The organism is Arenimonas maotaiensis, assembly GCF_014638745.1.
GTDB lineage: Bacteria > Pseudomonadota > Gammaproteobacteria > Xanthomonadales > Xanthomonadaceae > Arenimonas > Arenimonas maotaiensis.
This window is the reverse complement of sequence record NZ_BMFO01000004.1, coordinates 102,069-121,349: the sequence shown is the minus strand read 5'-3', so window position 1 is coordinate 121,349 and position 19,281 is coordinate 102,069. Positions and strand designations below refer to the sequence as shown.

17 protein-coding genes and 1 tRNA gene are annotated in these 19,281 nt (G+C 66.1%); 10 read left to right on the top strand and 8 right to left on the bottom strand.

Going from position 1 to position 19,281, the window contains the following annotated elements; all coding sequences use genetic code 11:
* Nucleotides 1-206: 206 nt before the first annotated feature.
* Nucleotides 207-2,945: an Rne/Rng family ribonuclease gene (locus IEV56_RS09430; RefSeq protein WP_188450109.1), complete on the top strand. Its 2,739-nt coding sequence runs from the start codon at nucleotides 207-209 to the stop codon at nucleotides 2,943-2,945.
* Here IEV56_RS09430 and IEV56_RS09425 read toward each other — a convergent pair.
* Nucleotides 2,942-3,580, bottom strand: a complete 639-nt coding sequence (locus IEV56_RS09425; protein WP_188450108.1) for a response regulator — start codon at nucleotides 3,578-3,580, stop codon at nucleotides 2,942-2,944. The genes IEV56_RS09430 and IEV56_RS09425 overlap by 4 nt on opposite strands.
* A 140-nt stretch (nucleotides 3,581-3,720) precedes the next feature.
* On the opposite strand from IEV56_RS09425, the gene IEV56_RS09420 reads away from it, so the two are divergent.
* The 4 genes from IEV56_RS09420 (at nucleotide 3,721) to IEV56_RS09405 (ending at nucleotide 6,302) form a co-directional block, all read left to right on the top strand.
* On the top strand, nucleotides 3,721-4,368 hold the full coding sequence (locus IEV56_RS09420) for an energy transducer TonB (protein WP_188450107.1): 648 nt from the start codon (nucleotides 3,721-3,723) through the stop codon (nucleotides 4,366-4,368).
* Between the two features lie 37 nt (nucleotides 4,369-4,405).
* Nucleotides 4,406-4,495 (top strand) — tRNA-Ser (locus IEV56_RS09415).
* Nucleotides 4,496-4,521: 26 nt separating this feature from the next.
* The gene (locus IEV56_RS09410) at nucleotides 4,522-5,769 is read left to right on the top strand and encodes an FG-GAP repeat domain-containing protein (protein ID WP_188450106.1); all 1,248 of its coding nucleotides are present in this window, start codon (nucleotides 4,522-4,524) and stop codon (nucleotides 5,767-5,769) included.
* Between the two features lie 77 nt (nucleotides 5,770-5,846).
* A complete protein-coding gene (locus tag IEV56_RS09405) occupies nucleotides 5,847-6,302 on the top strand; it encodes a hypothetical protein (RefSeq protein ID WP_188450105.1) in 456 nt (151 codons plus the stop codon).
* 173 nt (nucleotides 6,303-6,475) lie between these two features.
* On the opposite strand, the gene IEV56_RS09400 is transcribed toward IEV56_RS09405, so the two are convergent.
* The 5 genes from IEV56_RS09400 to IEV56_RS09380 form a co-directional block, all read right to left on the bottom strand.
* On the bottom strand, nucleotides 6,476-7,219 hold the full coding sequence (locus IEV56_RS09400) for a sulfotransferase family 2 domain-containing protein (RefSeq protein ID WP_188450104.1): 744 nt from the start codon (nucleotides 7,217-7,219) through the stop codon (nucleotides 6,476-6,478).
* Between the two features lies 1 nt (nucleotide 7,220).
* Nucleotides 7,221-8,501, bottom strand: coding sequence for a serine--tRNA ligase (gene serS / locus IEV56_RS09395; protein ID WP_188450103.1), 1,281 nt, complete (start codon nucleotides 8,499-8,501; stop codon nucleotides 7,221-7,223).
* Between the two features lie 66 nt (nucleotides 8,502-8,567).
* A complete protein-coding gene (locus IEV56_RS09390) occupies nucleotides 8,568-9,887 on the bottom strand; it encodes a replication-associated recombination protein A (RefSeq protein WP_188450102.1) in 1,320 nt (439 codons plus the stop codon).
* A gap of 3 nt (nucleotides 9,888-9,890) precedes the next feature.
* Nucleotides 9,891-10,502 (bottom strand): outer membrane lipoprotein periplasmic chaperone LolA, encoded by a 612-nt coding sequence (gene lolA / locus IEV56_RS09385; protein ID WP_188450101.1) that lies wholly within the window; start codon nucleotides 10,500-10,502, stop codon nucleotides 9,891-9,893.
* Nucleotides 10,503-10,504: 2 nt separating this feature from the next.
* On the bottom strand, nucleotides 10,505-12,832 hold the full coding sequence (locus IEV56_RS09380) for a DNA translocase FtsK (RefSeq protein ID WP_188450100.1): 2,328 nt from the start codon (nucleotides 12,830-12,832) through the stop codon (nucleotides 10,505-10,507).
* Nucleotides 12,833-12,968: 136 nt separating this feature from the next.
* Between IEV56_RS09380 and trxB the strand changes: the two genes are divergently transcribed.
* From trxB to infA, 4 genes are all read left to right on the top strand, one after another.
* Nucleotides 12,969-13,922: a thioredoxin-disulfide reductase gene (gene trxB / locus IEV56_RS09375; RefSeq protein WP_188450099.1), complete on the top strand. Its 954-nt coding sequence runs from the start codon at nucleotides 12,969-12,971 to the stop codon at nucleotides 13,920-13,922.
* Between the two features lie 24 nt (nucleotides 13,923-13,946).
* Nucleotides 13,947-15,062 (top strand): GNAT family N-acetyltransferase, encoded by a 1,116-nt coding sequence (locus IEV56_RS09370; RefSeq protein WP_188450098.1) that lies wholly within the window; start codon nucleotides 13,947-13,949, stop codon nucleotides 15,060-15,062.
* Nucleotides 15,059-15,796, top strand: a complete 738-nt coding sequence (aat, locus tag IEV56_RS09365; RefSeq protein WP_188450097.1) for a leucyl/phenylalanyl-tRNA--protein transferase — start codon at nucleotides 15,059-15,061, stop codon at nucleotides 15,794-15,796. The genes IEV56_RS09370 and aat overlap by 4 nt, the downstream gene beginning before the upstream one ends.
* An 81-nt stretch (nucleotides 15,797-15,877) precedes the next feature.
* Complete coding sequence (infA, locus tag IEV56_RS09360; RefSeq protein ID WP_188450096.1) at nucleotides 15,878-16,096, top strand: translation initiation factor IF-1; 219 nt, start codon at nucleotides 15,878-15,880, stop codon at nucleotides 16,094-16,096.
* On the opposite strand, the gene clpA is transcribed toward infA, so the two are convergent.
* Together clpA and clpS are read right to left on the bottom strand one after the other, a co-directional pair.
* Nucleotides 16,097-18,373: an ATP-dependent Clp protease ATP-binding subunit ClpA gene (gene clpA / locus IEV56_RS09355; protein ID WP_188450095.1), complete on the bottom strand. Its 2,277-nt coding sequence runs from the start codon at nucleotides 18,371-18,373 to the stop codon at nucleotides 16,097-16,099.
* Between the two features lie 17 nt (nucleotides 18,374-18,390).
* Nucleotides 18,391-18,720, bottom strand: a complete 330-nt coding sequence (gene clpS, locus IEV56_RS09350) for an ATP-dependent Clp protease adapter ClpS (RefSeq protein WP_188450094.1) — start codon at nucleotides 18,718-18,720, stop codon at nucleotides 18,391-18,393.
* 98 nt (nucleotides 18,721-18,818) lie between these two features.
* Between clpS and IEV56_RS09345 the strand changes: the two genes are divergently transcribed.
* The gene (locus IEV56_RS09345) at nucleotides 18,819-19,280 is read left to right on the top strand and encodes an NUDIX hydrolase (protein ID WP_188450093.1); all 462 of its coding nucleotides are present in this window, start codon (nucleotides 18,819-18,821) and stop codon (nucleotides 19,278-19,280) included.
* Nucleotide 19,281: the final 1 nt, after the last annotated feature.

The window sequence follows — 19,281 nt, the reverse complement described above, 5'->3', positions numbered from 1 at the left end:
GTGACCATGAAAAGCGCGTAGCGGGCTTCACCCGACCTGCATATAGTCCGAACGACGCTCGGCGTGGTTTGGCCCCTTTAACGAAACACTAGATGTGCGCTCCCGTGGGTCCGCCCGTGGTCTTGCAGCGCTGAACAATTTGGCAACGTCTTGCACAGACTGCCGAACTCGGCGTCCTCGCGGTAGAGCGCGTGAGGATAAGTACAATGAAACGGATGTTAATCAATGCCACGCAGGCCGAAGAACTGCGCGTGGCCATCGTCGACGGCCAACAGCTCTACGACATCGACATCGAACAGCCTGCCAAAGAGCAGAAGAAGTCGAATATCTACAAAGGACGCATCGTCCGCCTCGAACCCTCCCTGGAAGCCGCCTTCGTCGATTACGGCGCCGGCCGCCACGGCTTCCTGCCGCTGAAGGAGATCTCCCGCGACTATTTCGTGCCCGGCGTCGACGCCAACAAGGCGGGCATGAAGGAATACCTGCGCGAAGGCCAGGAAGTCGTGGTCCAGGTCGATAAGGAAGAACGCGGCAACAAGGGCGCCGCCCTGACCACCTACATCTCGCTGGCCGGCCGCTACATGGTGCTGATGCCGAACTCGCCGACCGCCGGCGGCGTGTCCCGCCGCATCGAGGGCGATGACCGCCAGGCCCTGAAGCAGACCATGGACGCCTTGGTCATCCCCGACGACATGGGCGTGATCATCCGCACCGCCGGCATGGGCCGCGACGCCGACGAGCTGCAATGGGATCTCGACTATCTGATCCAGGTCTGGAAGGCCATCAGCCAAGCCGCACTGTCCAAGCCCTCGCCGTTCCTGATCTACCAGGAATCGCGCCTGATCATCCGCGCCCTGCGCGACTACATGCGCCCGGACATCGGCGAAGTGCTGGTCGACACCGACGAGATCTACGAGCAGGCGCAGGACTTCATGCAGCTGGTGATGCCGCACAACCTGCGCAAGCTGAAGATGTACAAGGACGACATCCCGCTGTTCAACCGCTTCCAGATCGAATCGCAGATCGAACAGGCCTACGAGCGTACCGTGCGACTGCCGTCCGGCGGCTCGATCGTGGTCGACCAGACCGAGGCGCTGACCGCCATCGACGTCAACTCCTCGCGCGCCACCAAAGGCGGCGACATCGAGGAGACCGCGCTCAACACCAACCTGGAGGCGGCCGAGGAAGTGGCGCGCCAGATGCGCCTGCGTGATCTGGGCGGCCTGGTGGTGATCGACTTCATCGACATGAGCTCGGGCAAGCACCAGCGCATGGTCGAAGACCGCCTGCAGCAGGCGCTCAAGCTCGACCGCGCCCGCGTGCAGATCGGCAAGATCTCGCGCTTCGGCCTGCTCGAACTGTCGCGCCAGCGCCTGCGTCCCTCGCTTGGCGAATCCAGCCAGATCGTCTGCCCGCGCTGCGACGGCCACGGCCGCATGCGTAGCGTCGAATCGCTGTCGCTGTCGATCCTGCGTCTGGCCGAAGAACAGGCGATGAAGGACAAGACCGCGCAGGTGCTGGTGCAGGCGCCGCCGCAGATCGCCAACTACCTGCTGAACGAAAAACGCCGCGCGCTGGTCGAGATCGAAACCCGCCACGAGGCGCCGGTGATCATCGTCGCCGACGAGGCGCTGGAGACCCCGCACTTCAACGTCACCCGCATCCGCGAAGGCGACCAGCCGGAAGACGTGGCCAAGCCCAGTTACCACCGCGGCGTACCCCGCAAGCTTGAAGTGCACGCCCTGACCAAGGCGCAACTGAACGTGCCGTCCGAACCGGCGGTCACCCACGTCAAACCGGCGCAGATGGCGCCGGCCCGCCAGGTCGTGGCCGAGCCCGAGCAGCCCGCGGCCAAGCAGCAGGCGCCCAAGCCCGGCCTGCTGTCGCGCCTGAAAGCCGCGATTTTCGGCGAGGAAGCCGAAGACGCCGGCCGCAAAGGCGGCGAACCGCAATCGCAGCAGCGAAAACCGGAAGGCAAACGCGAACGTCCGGACGGGCGCAACAATCCGCGCCAGAATCCGCAGGGCCGCAACAAACCGAAACAAGGCAACCGGCCGGAGCGCTCGGAGGAAGAGCGCCGGCAGCAGGACGAGCAGCGCAAGCTCGAGCAGCAGAAGCGCCGTGAAGAGCAGCAGAAGCGCGAGGCCGAGCGCAAAGAGGCGCAACGCGCCGAGAACCAACGCCGCGAGGCCGAACGCCGCGCCCAGCGCGAAGCCGATGCCGCCGCCAAGGCCGCCGGTATGATCGTCGGCGAGGTTTCGGAAGCGGACGTGGATATGGCACCGGTCGCCGATACCGGCATCACGGCAAACGAAAACGCCGTACCGAACACGGAACTGAACAGCGACGGCACTCCGCGCCGCCGCCGCGGCCGCCGTGGCGGTCGCCGTCGCCGCCGACAAGAAGGCGATGCCGCGCTCGACCCGAATGCCGCCACCGATCAATCGGAGATGGATTTCGATGATGGCGACGATGTGGTGATCACGCTTGACGCGCCGCAAAACGGCACGCCGGACCTGTTCGGCGGCGCATCGGCGCCGGCCAAACCGGCCGTGCCTGTAGCGGCCGCCGTCATCGCCGCGACCGCGCCGGTTTCGCTGGCCGAATCGGACTTCAGCGATATCGAGGCCGAAGCCCCGGCCACCGTGGAAACGGTGCCGGCAACCGAAGCCCAGCCGGTGTTGCCGGCGGCAGTATCCGCGCCGGTTACGGCCGAAACCATCACGGCGCCGAAGGTTGAAGTATCGGCTGAACCGGCTCTGGAAGCGGCAGCCGAAACCGTCGAAACGGCCGATGAACCGGTCGAGCAGTCCGAGCCTTCCGTTCCGGAACCGAAGCAGCCGGGTTACGTGCCGGCCGCGCCGCCGTCGTTCGCGATGCCGAGCACGCCGAGCACCGGTTTCGACTTCACGGTGCGCATCAGCCCGGAGAACAAGGGCGATTAAATCATCTTGCCGGGCTCGGTGACGCCGTATTGCGCGGCCAACCGGGCTAGGGCGATGGTGTCTTGGATGCCGAGCTTCTCGAGAATCCGGTACTTGTGCGTGGCGATGGTCTTCGAGCTCACGCACAGTTTCTTGGCCATGTCCTCGGCGCGCCAACCTTGGCAGAACAGCAGCGCCACTTCCGTTTCGCGTGCGCTGAGCAGGTCGAACGGCGATTCGGGCTGCTTGCCGAACGCCAGGCGCTGGGCCAGCTCATTGGCCAGATAACGCCGGCCGCGCGCCACGTCGCGGATGGCGCGCACCAGCTCGTCGGCATCGCAGCCTTTGCCGAGATAGCCGCTGGCGCCGGCATCGATCAGGCGCTTGGGCATCGGACCGTCGAGCTGCACCGAGACGATCACCACTTTCGTCTGCGACGCGGAGCGCGACAGCCGGTCGGTGATTTCCAGACCGCTCAGGCCGGGCATGTGCAGGTCGCACAGGACCACATCGGGTTTCAGGCTGCGGATCTTCTGCAGGCCTTCCTCGCCGGTCTCGGCCTCGCCGACGACCTGGATGTCCAGATGCTGCTGCAGGATGAGTTTGTATCCGGTACGGACCAACGCATGGTCGTCGAGCAGGAACACGGTGATCATGGCAACCTCCTTGAATGGGGATGGGTCCAGAGTAGAGCCGGCCGAAACCCATGGTAATCCGGTTTTTCCCGCTAAGTCGCTAGGAATTTTCCTATAATGACGACTGCCCACCCTGTTGCCGGCCGATGAACCTAGACACCTTGAAAGCCGAATCCGTCCGCCTGTTCGGGCGCTTGCGCGATACGCATTGGCCCCGCTTGGTGCTTTGGCTGGAAGACCGTAGCCCGCGCCGGCTGTTCCTCAAAGCCCTGCTCGCCGGCCTGCTGGTATCCGTGCCTTGGCAATGCAGCCGGGTGCTGTACGACGCCTACTTCGCCGAAGAAGAAGGCCAGGTCTCCGTGGCCAGCGGCCCCCTGCCCGGTCCCGCCGCGCAACGCGGCAGCATCACCGGCATGCCCGGACCGAAAGCCCCGCGGACCGAGCCGGCACCTGCGCAAACCGTACTCGCCGAAGGCCCGGGCGCCGCGGCGGGCGGACCGACCCCGACGCCTGTCGATGCGCCGGCCATCGCCGCCGATGGCGAGGCCACGGTACTGCAACGCGTACCGCCGGAATATCCGGCCAGCGCCTTGCGCGACGGCCGTAGCGGCACCGTGGTGCTGAAGGTGCGCATCGACGCCGAAGGCAATCCCGGCGACATCGAGATCGAGAAAAGTTCGGGCACCCGGGCGCTCGATCGGGCCGCGCGGGATGCCGTCCGCCAATGGCGTTTCAGCCCGAGGACGGTCGGCGGCACGCCGGTCGCCAGTGAACTCAGCGTTCCGGTCGACTTCAAGCTCGAGCCCTGATACGCCACCCGCCGAATCGGTTTAAAATGAAGCACCCGGAGAGATGGCCGAGCGGTTTAAGGCAGCAGTCTTGAAAACTGCCGTAGGTGCAAGCCTACCGTGGGTTCGAATCCCACTCTCTCCGCCATTCTCATGCCACGGCGGTGCCTCGCCATGAACGCGCTTCCCGCCTTTCTGCTTGCCCTCGCCCTGTCGTCTGCGGACGGTCCGTCGCACGCACGCGGTGCGCCCTGGCCAAGACATCAGATCGGCGCCGGTGCCGGCGCGGACGGCATCCGTCTGGCGGACATGGACGGCGATGGCCTGCCGGATGCCGCGGTCGGCTTCGAGGAGGAAGGCGTTACCCGGCTGTATTTCAATCCGGGCCCAGAACGCGCGAAGGCGCCTTGGCCGATGCTGACGCTGGGGCCCACGCCCGGCGTCGAAGACGCGTCGATCGCGGATATCGACGGTGATGGACACAGGGATCTCATCAGCCTGACCGAAGGGCGCGACCGTGCCGTCCATCTGTTCTTCGCTCCGGCCGAACCGCATGGCAACGCCGCCTCGGCTTGGCGCCATGCCATGCTCGGCAATCGCGTCCGGGTCCCGCGCATGGCGTACATGTTCGCGCAGGCCGTCGACTTGGACGGCGACGGGCGCGTCGAAATCGTGGCCGGCGGCAAGAACGACGCCACCCTCGGCATCCTGTACGCGGACGGCGACCGCCGCAATCCGGCGAATTGGCGCTTCCAGGCGCTGCGCGCCATCGGCTGGACGATGTCGATTCTGGCCGAAGACATGGACGGCGACGGTGACGTCGACATCCTGTTCTCGGACCGCAAGCCGCTGTCGGACGGCACCGACCTGCGCGGCATCCATTGGCTTGAGAATCCGGGCACAGAGGGCCTGCGCGACGGCGCGGCCTGGCGTTCGCATACGGTCGGCATGCGTGGCGAGGAAACGATGTTCCTCGCCGTCGCCGATGTCGATGGCGACGGATACCGCGATGTGGTCGCGGCCGGCAAGGATTCATCGGCGCCGAGCGTGTTCTTCGGCCTCGACCGGCGCGGGCGCGCCTACCGGCGCATGACGCCGGATGCCGCGCCATCGGCCGCGTTCGGCACCGGCAAAGCCGTGACTGCGGCCGATTTCGACGGCGATGGCCGGCTCGAACTGGCGATCAGTGCGGAATCGGCGGACGGCGCGAAAGCGGGCGTGGCGATCTGGTCGACGGCGGGCGATCCGAGAAATCCCGCCTCCTGGTCCCTGCGCGGCATCAGCGGCGAGGCCGGCATCAAATTCGATCTACTGGTCGCCTACGATCTCGATGCCGACGGCGATCTGGATATCCTGAGCACGGAAGAAAGCGAAGGCGGGACCGGCTTGGGCGTGGTCTGGTACGAGAATCCGCGGTTGTAAGCGGGCAGGATGGCGCCGGTTTACTCCCGGCGCCAAGCGGACTAGAATCGCCTGAGGCATCGCATGCGGAGGCGGATATGTGGATCGGACTGTTCTTCCTGTTGGTCTTGTCCGTGGCCGGCTACCTGCTTTACAGCAGCCGGACGTCCTCGAAATCCAGGCCGGCGCCCGCAGCGGGCACCGGCCTGGCCGACATCCCCGCCCGGGTGTTCAATCCGTCGCGCTACAAGGACATGCGTCCGGTACTGGCCTGGGAGTTTGTGGCCCCGAACCTGAGCACCGCCTGCCAATACGCCAAAAACCATGACGGCGTGCGCCGGCAAGCGTTCGAATGCCCCAGTCTGCCCTTGGCCGACTGCGGCTCCCATACCTGCCAGTGCCACTATCGCCCGATCGTCGAGGAACGGCGCCGGGAGCGGCGTAAGGTCCACGACCGGCGCGGCGAACTCCGCCTCGAAGGCGGCGAAGACCGCCGCAAGCTGCACGACCGCCGCAAGGACCAGGCCGAGTGGCATGAAAAGACCATCCGTTGACACGTTGAGAGGCGGCGTTAAAGCCGCGTTCAGGAGTTCCTCGACAGGCTCATACCCCGTTCAGGGAGCCGGTAGCATACTGTACATACTCTCTCTTTGTTGATTGCTCAACAAATTCAATTCAGGACATTTTCCCGACGCCAGGCCCGCCCTGGCGTTTTTTTTGGTCCGACTCAGGCCGATTCGAATCGGTAACCGAAGCGTTCGATGCAGTAGCGGAAGCGCTGGGCGACCGCAGCCACGCAGGCATCGTCGTAATAGGTGGCGTAATGCCCGCGCCGGGTGGCGTTACGACGCTCGATGCGCACGCCCTTCGGCACCCTGACGTATTCGCCGAGACGCGCCAGCAGCGTGTCGATCTCCTCGTTGCGCACGATGAAGTCGACCATGTCGCGCCCCTCCGCGTCCTGGAACCAGTGTTCGGGCTCGCCGATGAACTCGTTGATCCGCCGCGCGCCCAAATCGTCGCGCAGGAACGCGTTGAAGCCGCCCAACGCCGCGACCCGCCGCGAGGTCTCGCGCAGATGCGGGAACCTCGGCGCCAGCTGCAGCCACCAGTGATAACAGGACACCATCTGCTCGAACGGATTGCGCACCACGCAGAAGGTGAATGCCTTGTCCCAGATGTCGCGCTCGAGGTGGTCACGGTAGGCCAAGGCCTTGGCATGCCGGTTGTGCTTGCGGAGCGGCAGTTCGAATTTGGCCGGCTGACCGTCCAGCCGCAGGTATTCGTCGATCTGCGCCAAGGCGGCGGACACCGACGTGCCGGCGGTCTTCGGGATATGGATGAAGATGCAGCCGATATGCGGAAAATAGTTCAGCCGGGCTTTCGGCGTCAGCAGAAACCGGTCACCGACGATTTCGACCTCCCGGCGGCCGAGCTGGATATGGTGCGCCGGCGCGTCCTGCCCGGACATATCAGCCGATCCGCTCCTTGCCCTGCATGTACGGACGCAGGACCTCCGGCACGGTGATGCTGCCGTCGGCGTTCTGGTAGTTCTCCATCACCGCCACCAAGGCGCGACCGACCGCCACGCCCGAGCCGTTCAAGGTATGCAGCAACTCGGTCTTGCCGGTTTCCGGGTTGCGCCACCGGGCCTGCATGCGACGGGCCTGGAATGCTTCGCAGTTGGAGATCGAGCTGATCTCGCGGTACGTGTTCTGGCCCGGCAACCACACTTCCAGGTCGTGGGTCTTGGCCGCGCCGAAGCCCATGTCGCCGGTACACAGCAGCATGCGCCGGTAGGCCAGGCCCAGCTTTTCCAGAATCGCCTCGGCGTGACGGGTCATCGCCTCGTGCACGGCGTAGCTTTCGGCCGGACGCGCGACCGCCACCAGCTCGACCTTCTCGAACTGGTGTTGGCGGATCATGCCGCGCACGTCGCGGCCGTAGCTGCCGGCTTCGGCGCGGAAGCACAGGGTGTGCGCGGTCATCATCATCGGCAACGCGGCGTCCTCGACGATCTCGTCGCGCACCAGGTTGGTCAGCGTCACTTCCGAGGTCGGGATCAGGTAGCGCTTTGACTCGCCGACCTGGGTGCTGAACAGGTCTTCCTCGAACTTCGGCAGTTGGCCGGTGCCGGTCATGCTTTCGGCGTTCACGATCAGCGGCGTGTTGTGCTCCATATAGCCGTGTTCGCGCGTATGGGTGTCGAGCATGAACTGCGCCAGTGCCCGGTGCAGCTGCGCCAGCTCGCCACGCAGCACGGTGAAGCGCGAACCGGACAGCTTGGCGCCGGCGCCGGCGTCCAGCCAGCCGTCGCGCTCGCCGAGCGCGACATGGTCCTTGACCTCGAAATCGAACGCCGGCGGCTGGCCGACGCGCTTGAGCTCGACGTTGCCGTGCTCGTCGCCGCCCATCGGCACCGACTCGTGCGGAATGTTCGGGATCACCGCCATGGCCTCGTGCATCGCCTGCATCAACGCATCCAATGCCTGCTCGGAGGCCTTCAGCTCGTCGCCGTATCCCGCGACTTCGGCCATCAGCGCCGCCACGTCTTCGCCCTTGGCTTTGGCTTGGCCGATGGCCTTGGACCGGGTGTTGCGCAGATTCTGCAATTCCTGGGTACGGGTCTGTAGCCGCTTGCGTTCGGACTCGAAGGCCTCGAAACGGGCGGTATCGAGCGCATAGCCGCGCGTCTGCAGCAACTTGGCCGCGGTTTCGTGCAGTTGGCTGCGGAACAGGACGGGATCGAGCATGGGCGAATCCAGGAAAAAGAGCGGTAAACGGCCATTATCGCCCCGCCGGCACCCGGCCGGCAAGCGTCAGCCGCGCGCTTTGCGGGCCTGCTCGCGCAAGGCGCGGATACGCGCCAGCTTTTCGCCGATTTTCAGTTCGGCACCCTGCTCCACCGGCCGGTAATACATCTTCTCGCCCAAGGTATCGGGAAAGCCGGTCTGCGCATAGTCGATGCCGCCCTCGACGTCGGGATCATAGGCGTAGCCTTTGCCGTAACCGAGCGATTTCATCAGCTTGGTCGGCGCGTTGCGGAAATGCAGGGGCACGTCCAAGCTGCCGGTCTCGTGCACCTCGGACTTGGCGGCCTTATAGGCCACATACGCGGCGTTGGACTTGGCCGCCACGGAAAGATACAGCACGCATTCGGCCAGCGCCAGCTCGCCTTCGGGCGCACCCAGCCGATCGAACGCGTCCCAAGCCTGCAGCGCGATGCCGAGCGCGCGTGGATCGGCCAAGCCGATGTCCTCGACCGCCATGCGGGTCAGGCGCCGGGCGATGTAGCCCGGGTCGCAGCCGCCGTCGATCATGCGCGTGAACCAATACAACGCGGCGTCCGGATTGGAGTTGCGTACCGATTTGTGCAGGGCCGAGATCTGGTCGTAGAACTGGTCGCCGCCCTTGTCGAAACGCCGGGTGCGGTCGGCCAGCACCTGCTGCAGGATGCCGTCGCTGACCGTACCATCGGCCGAACCGGCGACCTCGGCCGCGATCTCGAGCAGCGTCAATGCTCGCCGCACGTCGCCGTCCGCGGCCTGCGCGATGTGCCGGAGCTGTTGCGCGGAAACCTTCACATCGGCGGCGATGCCATGGTCTTTGTCGGCCAAGGCCGCCTGCAGGGCATGTTCGATGTCCTCGACCGAGACCGCCTCCATCACATGCACCCGGCAACGCGAGAGCAGCGCCGAATTCAGCTCGAAGCTCGGGTTCTCGGTGGTGGCGCCGATGAACACGATGCTGCCTTTTTCGATGTAGGGCAGGAACGCGTCCTGCTGCACCTTGTTGAACCGGTGCACTTCGTCGACGAACAGCACGGTGGCCTCGCCGCGCTGGAAGCACTGGTCGGCCTCGGCCAGCACCTTGCGCACCTCCGGCAGGCCGGAAAGCACGGCGGAAATGGAGACGAAACGGGCCTTGGCGTACTGCGCCACCAACAGCGCCAGCGTGGTCTTGCCGCAGCCGGGCGGGCCCCAGAGCACCATCGAATGGATGCGCCCGGACTCGATGGCCTGGCGCAGCGCGGAGTCCGGCGACAGCAGGCGCGCCTGGCCGACCATCTCGGCCAGCGACTTCGGCCGCATGCGTTCGGCCAGCGGCTGCAGGGCCTTGCCGGCGAACAGATCGCTCATGCCCTACTCGACCACGTCGACGCCTTTCGGCGGTTTGAAGCGGAAACGCGTCTCGGCGATGGCGGCGTTGCGCCGCCAGGTGCCGAAATTGAACTCCGAAACCTGGCCCATCGCATCGAACAGCCGCATGCTGCGCAGCGCGCCGTCGCGGAAGCCGAGTTCGGCCTTGTCGAACGGCGAGTCGGCCTTGCGCACCGGCAGCAGTTGCAGCCACTGCAGACCTTGCCGCGCCGGCAGCTCGGAAACCCGGTAGAAGCGATCGACCGTCTCCGGCCGCAACAGCGCGCTGAGCGGGTTGTCCTGGTTCATCGCGTCCTGCGGCTTGACCGTGACCTGGCGCAGCTCCGGATCGTAGATCCAGACCTTGCGGCCGTCGGCCACGATCAGCTGCGGCGACGGCGCACGGTATTCCCAACGGAAGCGGTCCGGGGCGCGCATTTCCATGTTGCCCTGCGCCGACTGCACTTTCTCGCCGTTGGGGCCGGTGACGGTCTGGCGGAATTCGGCGGCGGCGCTGTTCAGCCCGGTGGCGAACTGCAGGTACTGGCGGCGGGCGTCCTGCGCATGGGCGGCGGATGCCAGCAACAGGAGGGCGGCGAAACAGAAACGGCGCATGCTTAATCCTTCGGCGGCGGTGGTGCTAGGACCGCGCGGTCGCCGTTATGTTCCGGCCTGGAGACGATGCCGGCCAGCTCCATGGCCTCGACCAGACGGGCGGCGCGGTTGTAGCCGATCTTGAGCCTGCGCTGCACGCCGGAAATCGAGGCGCGCCGGGTTTCGGTGACGATCTTGACCGCTTCGTCGTACAGCGGATCGGACTCGTCGCCGCCGCTGGCCTCCGGCAGGCCGGTGGCGCCGACCACCACGCCGTCGCCCATGGTCTGCACTTCCTCCAGCACGCCGGGGATGTATTCGCTGCCGCCGCCGTGCTGCTTGAGGTGCTCGACCACGCGGTGCACTTCCTCGTCGCTGACGAAGGCGCCGTGGATGCGTTCCGGCATCGAAGTGCCGGGCGGCATGTACAGCATGTCGCCGTGGCCGAGCAGGGTCTCGGCGCCGCTCTGGTCGAGGATGGTGCGCGAGTCGATCTTGCTCGACACCTGGAACGCCACGCGGGTCGGGATGTTGGCCTTGATCAGGCCGGTGATGACGTCGACCGAGGGCCGCTGGGTGGCCAGGATCAGATGGATGCCGGCGGCGCGGGCCTTCTGGGCCAGGCGCGCGATCAGCTCCTCGACCTTCTTGCCGACAATCATCATCATGTCGGCGAACTCGTCGATGATGACCACGATGTACGGCAGCGTCTCCAGCGGACGCGGCTCGATGCCGAGTTCGGGATTGGCCTTGAACAACGGATCCATGATCGGCTGGCCGGCCTCGGCGGCGTCCTGCACCTTGCGGTTGAAGCCGGCCAGGTTGCGCACGCCGACCGCGCTCATCAGCTTGTAGCGGCGCTCCATCTCGGCCACGCACCAACGCAGGCCGTTGGCGGCTTCCTTCATGTCGGTCACCACCGGCGCCAACAGGTGCGGAATGCCCTGGTACACCGACAGCTCGAGCATCTTCGGATCGATCATCAGCATGCGCACGTCTTTGGCGCTGGCCTTGTACAGCAGGCTGAGCACCATGGCGTTGACCGCCACCGATTTGCCCGAGCCGGTGGTACCGGCCACCAGCAGGTGCGGCATGCGCGCCAGGTCGGCCACGCTCGGGCGGCCGCCGATGTCCTTGCCAAGCGCGATGGTCAGCGGGCTGTTGGACTTGTCGTATTCCTTCGAGCGCAGCAATTCGGACAGGTAGATCATCTCGCGCTGGGTGTTCGGGATTTCCAGGCCGACCACCGACTTGCCGGGGATGACGTCGACCACACGCACGGATTTCACCGACAGGCCGCGCGCGATGTCCTTGTCGAGCGAGGAAATCTGGCTGCCCTTCACGCCCGGCGCCGGCTCCATCTCGAAACGGGTGACCACCGGGCCGGGATAGGCGCCGACCACCTGCACGTCGATGCGGAAATCCTTGAGCTTGAATTCGATCTGACGCGACAGCGTCTCCAGCGTTTCCTCGGAATAGCCTTTGGCCTGCGGTTTCGGGTCGTCGAGCAGCGACAGCGGCGGAATCTCGCTGATGCCGCCGGCGTTGAACAGCGGAATCTGCTGCTCGCGTTCGGCGCGGTCGCTTTTCTCGACCAGGGTCGGCGCCGGCGTCTCGATCTTGATCGGCTCGCGCTTGGCGCGGCGCTGGGTCTCGACCTTGCGCACTTCTTCGCGCTCGGTGCGCAGGGCGCGGGTGCGGCTCCAGGCCTGGGCCTCGTCCTTGGTGCTGCCGAGCTTGTCGACCAAGGCCAACACCAGGCCGCCGATCCAATCCATCACCGCGAACCAGCTCAGGCCGGTGGCCAAGGTGATCGACAGCAGGAACAGGCTGAGCAGGAACAGGTTGCCGCCGAGCCCGCCGAACAGCGACGCCATGCTCTTGCCGACCAAGGCGCCGATGAAGCCGCCGGAGGCCGCCGGCAGATCCGGGGCCGGACCGCCGACCAGCTGGCACAACCCGGTGCCGCTGATCAGGAAACCCACGATGCCGATCAGGCGCAGGGCCGGACCGAAATCGACGTGGCCGTCGCCGTCCGAATCCAGGCCGAACAGCCCGATCCAGGCCACGCCGGCCAGGACCACCGGGATGCTGTAGGCCATGTAGCCGAACAGCCAGAAGCTGACGTCGGCGATGTAGGCGCCGACCAGGCCGCCGATGTTGCGCACGGAGCCGTCGAGGCTGTCCAGGCTGTCGGTACGCGACCAGCCCGGATCCTGGGTGGCGTAGGTGAACAGGCTGGCCAGCAGATACAGCAGAATCGGCGCGATGGCGACCAGCGCCAGTTCCTTCCAGAGTTTCTGACGCTGCTGGTCGGCCGGGGATGCGGTCTTTACGGTCGGTTTGGCCACAGGCGCTCACGTGATTGCAGAGGCTTCCAGTGTACCCGTTGCGCGCGTTTTTCGCATCCGGCGGAGCGCCGGCGAGGCTTGATAAAAGCCGCCGCAAGCCCCAAGCTATTGGCCTGTCCTTTTCCGAACGAAGCCCATGTCCGCCAGCAAGCATTGCCAACTCCTGATCCTCGGCTCCGGCCCCGCCGGCTACACCGCCGCCGTCTACGCCGCACGCGCCAACCTCAAGCCGGTACTGGTGACCGGCCTGCAACAGGGCGGCCAGCTGATGACCACCACCGAGGTCGACAACTGGCCGGGCGACGCCCACGGCCTGATGGGCCCCGACCTGATGACGCGCATGCAGGCCCACGCCGAGCGCTTCGAGACCGAGATCGTGTTCGACCACATCCACACCGCCGACCTGTCGCAACGGCCGTTCCGGCTGAAAGGCGACGCCGGCGAATACAGCTGCGACGCGCTGATCATCGCCACCGGCGCCAGCGCCAAATACCTGGGCATCCCGTCCGAACAGGCGTTCATGGGCAAGGGCGTCTCGGCCTGCGCCACCTGCGACGGCTTCTTCTTCCGCGATCAGGACGTCGCGGTCATCGGCGGCGGCAATACCGCGGTCGAGGAAGCGCTGTACCTGTCCAACATCGCCCGTAAAGTCTATCTGGTGCACCGGCGCGACAAGCTGCGCTCGGAGAAGATCCTGCAGGACAAGCTGTTCGCCAAGGCCCAGGCCGGCAAGGTCGAGATCATCTGGAACCACGCGGTCGATGAAGTATTGGGCGACGCCACCGGCGTGACCGGCATGCGCATCAAGGACGTGCACAGCGGCGCCACGCGCGAAATCGCGCTGCAGGGCTTCTTCGTCGCCATCGGCCACACCCCGAACACCTCGCTGTTCGAAGGCCAGCTGGAGATGCGCAACGGCTACATCGCCATCAATTCCGGGCTGGAAGGCGGCGCCACCGCCACCTCGGTGCCCGGCGTGTTCGCCGCCGGCGACGTGGCCGACCAGGTCTACCGGCAAGCCATCACCTCGGCCGGCTTCGGCTGCATGGCCGCGCTCGACGCCGAGAAGTTCCTCGACAAGGACGCCTGACCGCAGGCGCCGGAACCGCGCGCCGTGACCGGATTCAGACTGCTCGATTCGCTGGCCGAGGTGGATGGCGGCGTCTGGGACGCCCTGCATGACGGCGGCAATCCGTTCCTGGCGCATGCGTTGCTGGCTGGATTGGAACACACCGGTTGCCTGCGCCCGGACTGGGGCTGGACGCCGCGCCATGCCACGCTGTGGCGCGACGGCCGCCTGATCGCGGCGGCGCCGGGTTACCTGAAAGCCAATTCGCACGGCGAGTTCGTGTTCGACCACGTCTGGGCCGACGCCTACCAACGCGCCGGCGGCCGCTATTACCCGAAATGGCTGGTCGGCATTCCGTACACGCCGGTCACCGGCCCGCGCCTGCTGGCGGCGGACGACGACGCGCGCCGCGCGTTGCTGGCGGCCATCGTCCAACAGGCGGCGCAGGATGGACTGTCCTCGGTGCACATCAATTTCCTGCCGGAATCGGAACAATCGGTATTCAATGGCGAATGGCTGGTCCGCGGCGACGTGCAGTTCCATTGGCGAAACCGCGGCTGGCCGGATTTCGAGGCCTTCCTGGCCAGCCTGCAGGCCAAGAAACGCAAGAACATCCGCCAGGAACGCGCCAAGGTCGCCGCCGCCGGCTACCGCTTCCGCATCCGGCACGGCGATGAAGCCAGCGAGGACGAATTGGCCGCGATGTACGGGTTCTACCTGCGCACCTTCGCCGATTACGGCAACTCCCCTGCCCTCACGCTCGACTTCTTCCGCCATCTGGCCCGCGCCATGCCCCGGCAGCTGGTGTTGATTCTGGCCGAACGCGACGGCGCCCTCCGTGCCGGCGCACTGTGCCTGCGCGGCCGCGATACCCTGTACGGCCGCTATTGGGGCAGCGCCGAGGACGCGCCGGGGCTGCATTTCGAGACCTGCTACTACCAAGGCATCGACTATTGCCTGCGCGAAGGCCTGCAGACCTTCGAGCCCGGCGCCCAGGGCGAACACAAGATCGCCCGCGGTTTCCTGCCGGCCGACACCCATAGCCGGCACTGGGTCGCCGATACGCGCTTCGCGCAGGCCTTGGCGCCTTGGTGCGCGGCCGAGCGCGCCGCGGTCGTGGATTACCGGTTACGGGCCGAGGCCATGGGGCCCTACGCATGAGCCCGATCCAGCTGCCGCAACTGGACATCGACCGCCCGGGCATGTTCCCGCCGGCGGAATCGGCCCTGCATGAACCGGAAGGCCTGCTGGCTTGGGGCGGCGGGCTGTCGCCGATTTGGTTGCTGAGCGCCTACCGGCAGGGCATCTTTCCCTGGTACAACCCGGGCGAGCCGATCCTGTGGTGGAGCCCGGACCCGCGCTACGGCTTCGTGCCCGGCACCGTGCACCTGGGCCGCAGCCGGCAACGCCAGCTGCGCCGGATGGACTGGCGGGTGCGCGCCGACACCGCGTTCGACGCGGTGGTGCGGCAGTGCGCCGAGGTGCCGCGCGCCGGCCAAGGCGGCACCTGGATCGACGACGCGATGCGCGCCGCCTACGGCCGGATGCACGCACTGGGCTTCGGCCACAGCATCGAAGTGTTCGAGGGCGAGGTATTGGTCGGCGGCCTGTACGGACTGGCCATCGGCCGCGTGTTCTTCGCCGAAAGCATGTTCAGCCTGCGCAGCCAGGCCTCGGCGCTGGCGCTGTATGCGCTGAGCAGGACCCTCGCCGATTGGGGCTGGCGTTGGATCGACGCGCAGTTGCATAACCCGCATCTGGCCCTGCTCGGCGGTCGGTCGATGGCCCGGACCGGTTATCTGCGTCTGCTGGCGGAAGACACGGTGCTTCCGGGCCGAGAAGGCCCCTGGTCGGCGGCCTTTCCGGATCGCGGATTCGGGCACTATGTGGGCTGAGACGCCGGCCGGCCGCGCTTTGCACTTATCGGCCAAACCTGTCAAAATAGCGCCTTATTTCAACCCAAGCACCCATTCTGAATGTCTAAAGACGATTCCATTGAATTCGACGGCACCGTACTGGAAACCCTGCCCAACACCATGTTTCGCGTCAAACTCGAGAACGGACATGTCATCACGGCGCACATTTCCGGCAGAATGCGCAAGAACTACATCCGGATCCTGACCGGCGACAAGGTCAAGGTCGAAATGACGCCCTACGACCTGACCAAGGGCCGCATCACCTACCGCGCCAAGTAATCACGGCTCGACCGGCGCCGCCAGCAGGCGCTCGGCTTCCGGCAAGGCGCTCACCACCAATTCGTTCCCGCTCACCGCGACCGTGGCACGGCCGCCGTTGACCAACGCGCCGAACAGCAGTTCGTCCGCCAGCGGCCGCTTGATGCGGTCCTGGATCAGCCGCGCCATCGGACGCGCGCCCATGGCGGCGTCGAAACCGTTCTCGGCCAGCCACTGGCGCGCTTCCGGCGTCACGCTCAACACCACGCGCTTCTCGTGCAGCAGCGCCTCCAGCTCGATCAGGAACTTGTCGACCACGCGCAGGATGTGGTCCGGCGCAAGCGCCTGGAACTGCACGATGGCGTCGAGCCGGTTGCGGAACTCCGGCGTGAACTGCTTGCGGATCGCCTCCATGGCGTCGGTGGTATGGTTCTGCTCGACGAAACCCATCGAGCGGCGGGCCGCCACCTGGGCGCCGGCATTGGTGGTCAGCACGATCACCACGTTCTTGAAGTTGGCCTCGCGGCCGTTGGTGTCGGTCAGCACGCCGCGGTCCATGATCTGCAACAGGATGTTGTACACGTCCGGATGCGCCTTCTCGATCTCGTCGAGCAGCAGCACGCAATGCGGGGTCTTGACGATCTTCTCGGTCAGCAGGCCGCCCTGGTCGAAGCCGACGTAACCCGGAGGCGCGCCGACCAGGCGGCTGACCGAATGGGCTTCCATGTACTCGGACATGTCGAAGCGCACCAGCTCGACGCCGAGCTGCATGGCCAGCTGTCGGGTGACTTCGGTCTTGCCGACGCCGGTCGGACCGGCGAACAGGAAGCTGCCGATCGGGCGTTCGGGATGCCCCAGACCGGAGCGTGCCAGCTTGATGGCGGCGACCAGCGTCTCGATGGCCGGATCCTGGCCGAAGATCAGCATCTTCAGGTTGCGGTCGAGGTTGCGCAGCACGTCCTTGTCGGACGCCGACACCTGCTTGGCGGGAATGCGCGCCATCTTGGACACGATCAGCTCGATCTCCTCCATATCGATCACCGACTTGCGCGAATCCTCCGGCAGCAGGCGCTGGCGCGCGCCGGCCTCGTCGATGACGTCGATGGCCTTGTCCGGCAGCAGACGGTCGGTGATGTGCTTGACCGACAGGTCGACCGCGGCCTGGATGGCGTCGGCGTTATAGCTGACGTTATGGTGCGACTCGAAGCGCGACTTCAGGCCGTTGAGGATGGCCACCGCCTCGCTCATCGAGGGCTCGGTGACGTCGATTTTCTGGAACCGGCGCGCCAGCGCGCGGTCCTTCTCGAACACGCCGCGGTATTCCTGGAAGGTGGTCGAACCGATGCAGCGCAGCTCGCCGTTCTGCAGCACCGGCTTGATCAGGTTGGAAGCGTCCATGGTGCCGCCGGAGGCCGAACCAGCGCCGATGATGGTGTGGATTTCGTCGATGAACAGGATGGCGCCGGGCTCTTTCTTCAGCTGCGCCAGCACCGCCTTCAGCCGCTTCTCGAAATCGCCGCGGTATTTGGTGCCGGCCACCAGCGCGCCCAGGTCGAGCGACCAGATCACCGCCGACTGCAGCACCTCCGGCACGCGGCCTTCGACGATGCGCCAAGCCAAGCCTTCGGCCAGGGCGGTCTTGCCGACGCCGGGATCGCCGACGTACAGCGGGTTGTTCTTGCGGCGGCGGCACAGCACCTGGATGGTGCGCTCCACCTCCTCCTCGCGACCGATCAGCGGATCGATCTTGCCCTCGAGCGCCAGCTCGTTGAGGTTGGCAGCGTACTCGGCCAGGGCGTTGCCCTTGCTTTCGCCCTCGCCGTCCACGGCGCGGTTTTCCTCCGCGGGCTCCTCGGGCGGCTCGTTGCCGCGGGCGACGCCATGCGACAGGTAATTGACCACGTCCAGACGGGTGATGTCCTGCTTCTGCATCAGGTACACCGCATGCGAATCCTTCTCGCTGAAGATCGCCACCAGCACATTGGCGCCGTTGACCTCTTTCTTGCCTGAGGACTGCACGTGGTAGACCGCGCGCTGCAGCACGCGCTGGAAGCCCAGCGTCGGCTGGGTGTCGCGGGCGTCGTCCTCCGGCAGCACCGAGACGTTATCCTCGATGGCCTGGCGCAGTCCGGCGCCCAGCGCGTCGAGGTCGGCGCCGCAGGCGCGCAGCACGCCGGCGGCGGAGGCATTGTCGAGCAGGGCCAACAGCAGGTGGTCGACGGTCATGAATTCATGCCGCGATTCCCGCGCCTGCTTGTAACACTGACCGATCGAGACTTCGAGTTCCTTGCTGAACATGTTCGGCTCCTGCGCCTTTACTGCAGCGGTTCCATAATACTTAACAGAGGATGGTGGTTCCGACGTGAAAATTCATTGACCTGGTTTACTTTGGATTCAGCGACCTCGCGCGAGTACACGCCGGCGACGGCACGGCCGCGGGTGTGGATCTGCAGCATGACCTGGGTCGCCTTCTCCTGGTTCATCGCGAAGAACGCCTGCAGCACATGCACCACGAAATCCATCGGGGTGAAGTCGTCGTTCAGCAGCAATACCTGGAAGCGCCCGGGCGGCGCGGTTTCGGCGCGCGCCGGTTCCAGCACGATGCCCGTGCCGCCGCGGCGCTCGATGTCCTTTCTTTCGCTCATCGGCTATAAATAGGGCATGCCCGGGCAAAATACAAGGGCCGGCAAATCGGCGATAATACGGCATTGCCGAGCCGGCATCCCGACCCCATATCCCGCGCATGAGCTACCGTTCCGGACAATTCTGGCAACCCGACGTCACCGTGGCGACCGTGGTCGAACGCGATGGCCTGTTGTTGATGGTCGAGGAGCGCGTGGCCGGCAACGCCGTATTCAACCAGCCGGCCGGCCATCTGGAACCGGACGAATCGATCGTGCAGGCCGCCATCCGCGAGACACTGGAGGAAACCGGTTGGCAGGTCGAACCGCAGGCCTTCATCGGCGCCTACCAGTGGGCCGCGCCCGAGAGCGGCCGCCACTACCTGCGCATGGCGTTCGCCGCGGCGCCGGTGGCGCATGTGCCCGAACGCGGCCTGGACGAAGGCATCATCGCCGCGCACTGGCTGAGCCCGGACGCCATCCAGGCGCTGTCCGAACGCCATCGTAGCCCGCTGGTCTGGCGCACCGTGCGCGATTACCTCGACGGCCGGCGGCATCCGCTGTCGATCCTGCAGAGCCTGTGAG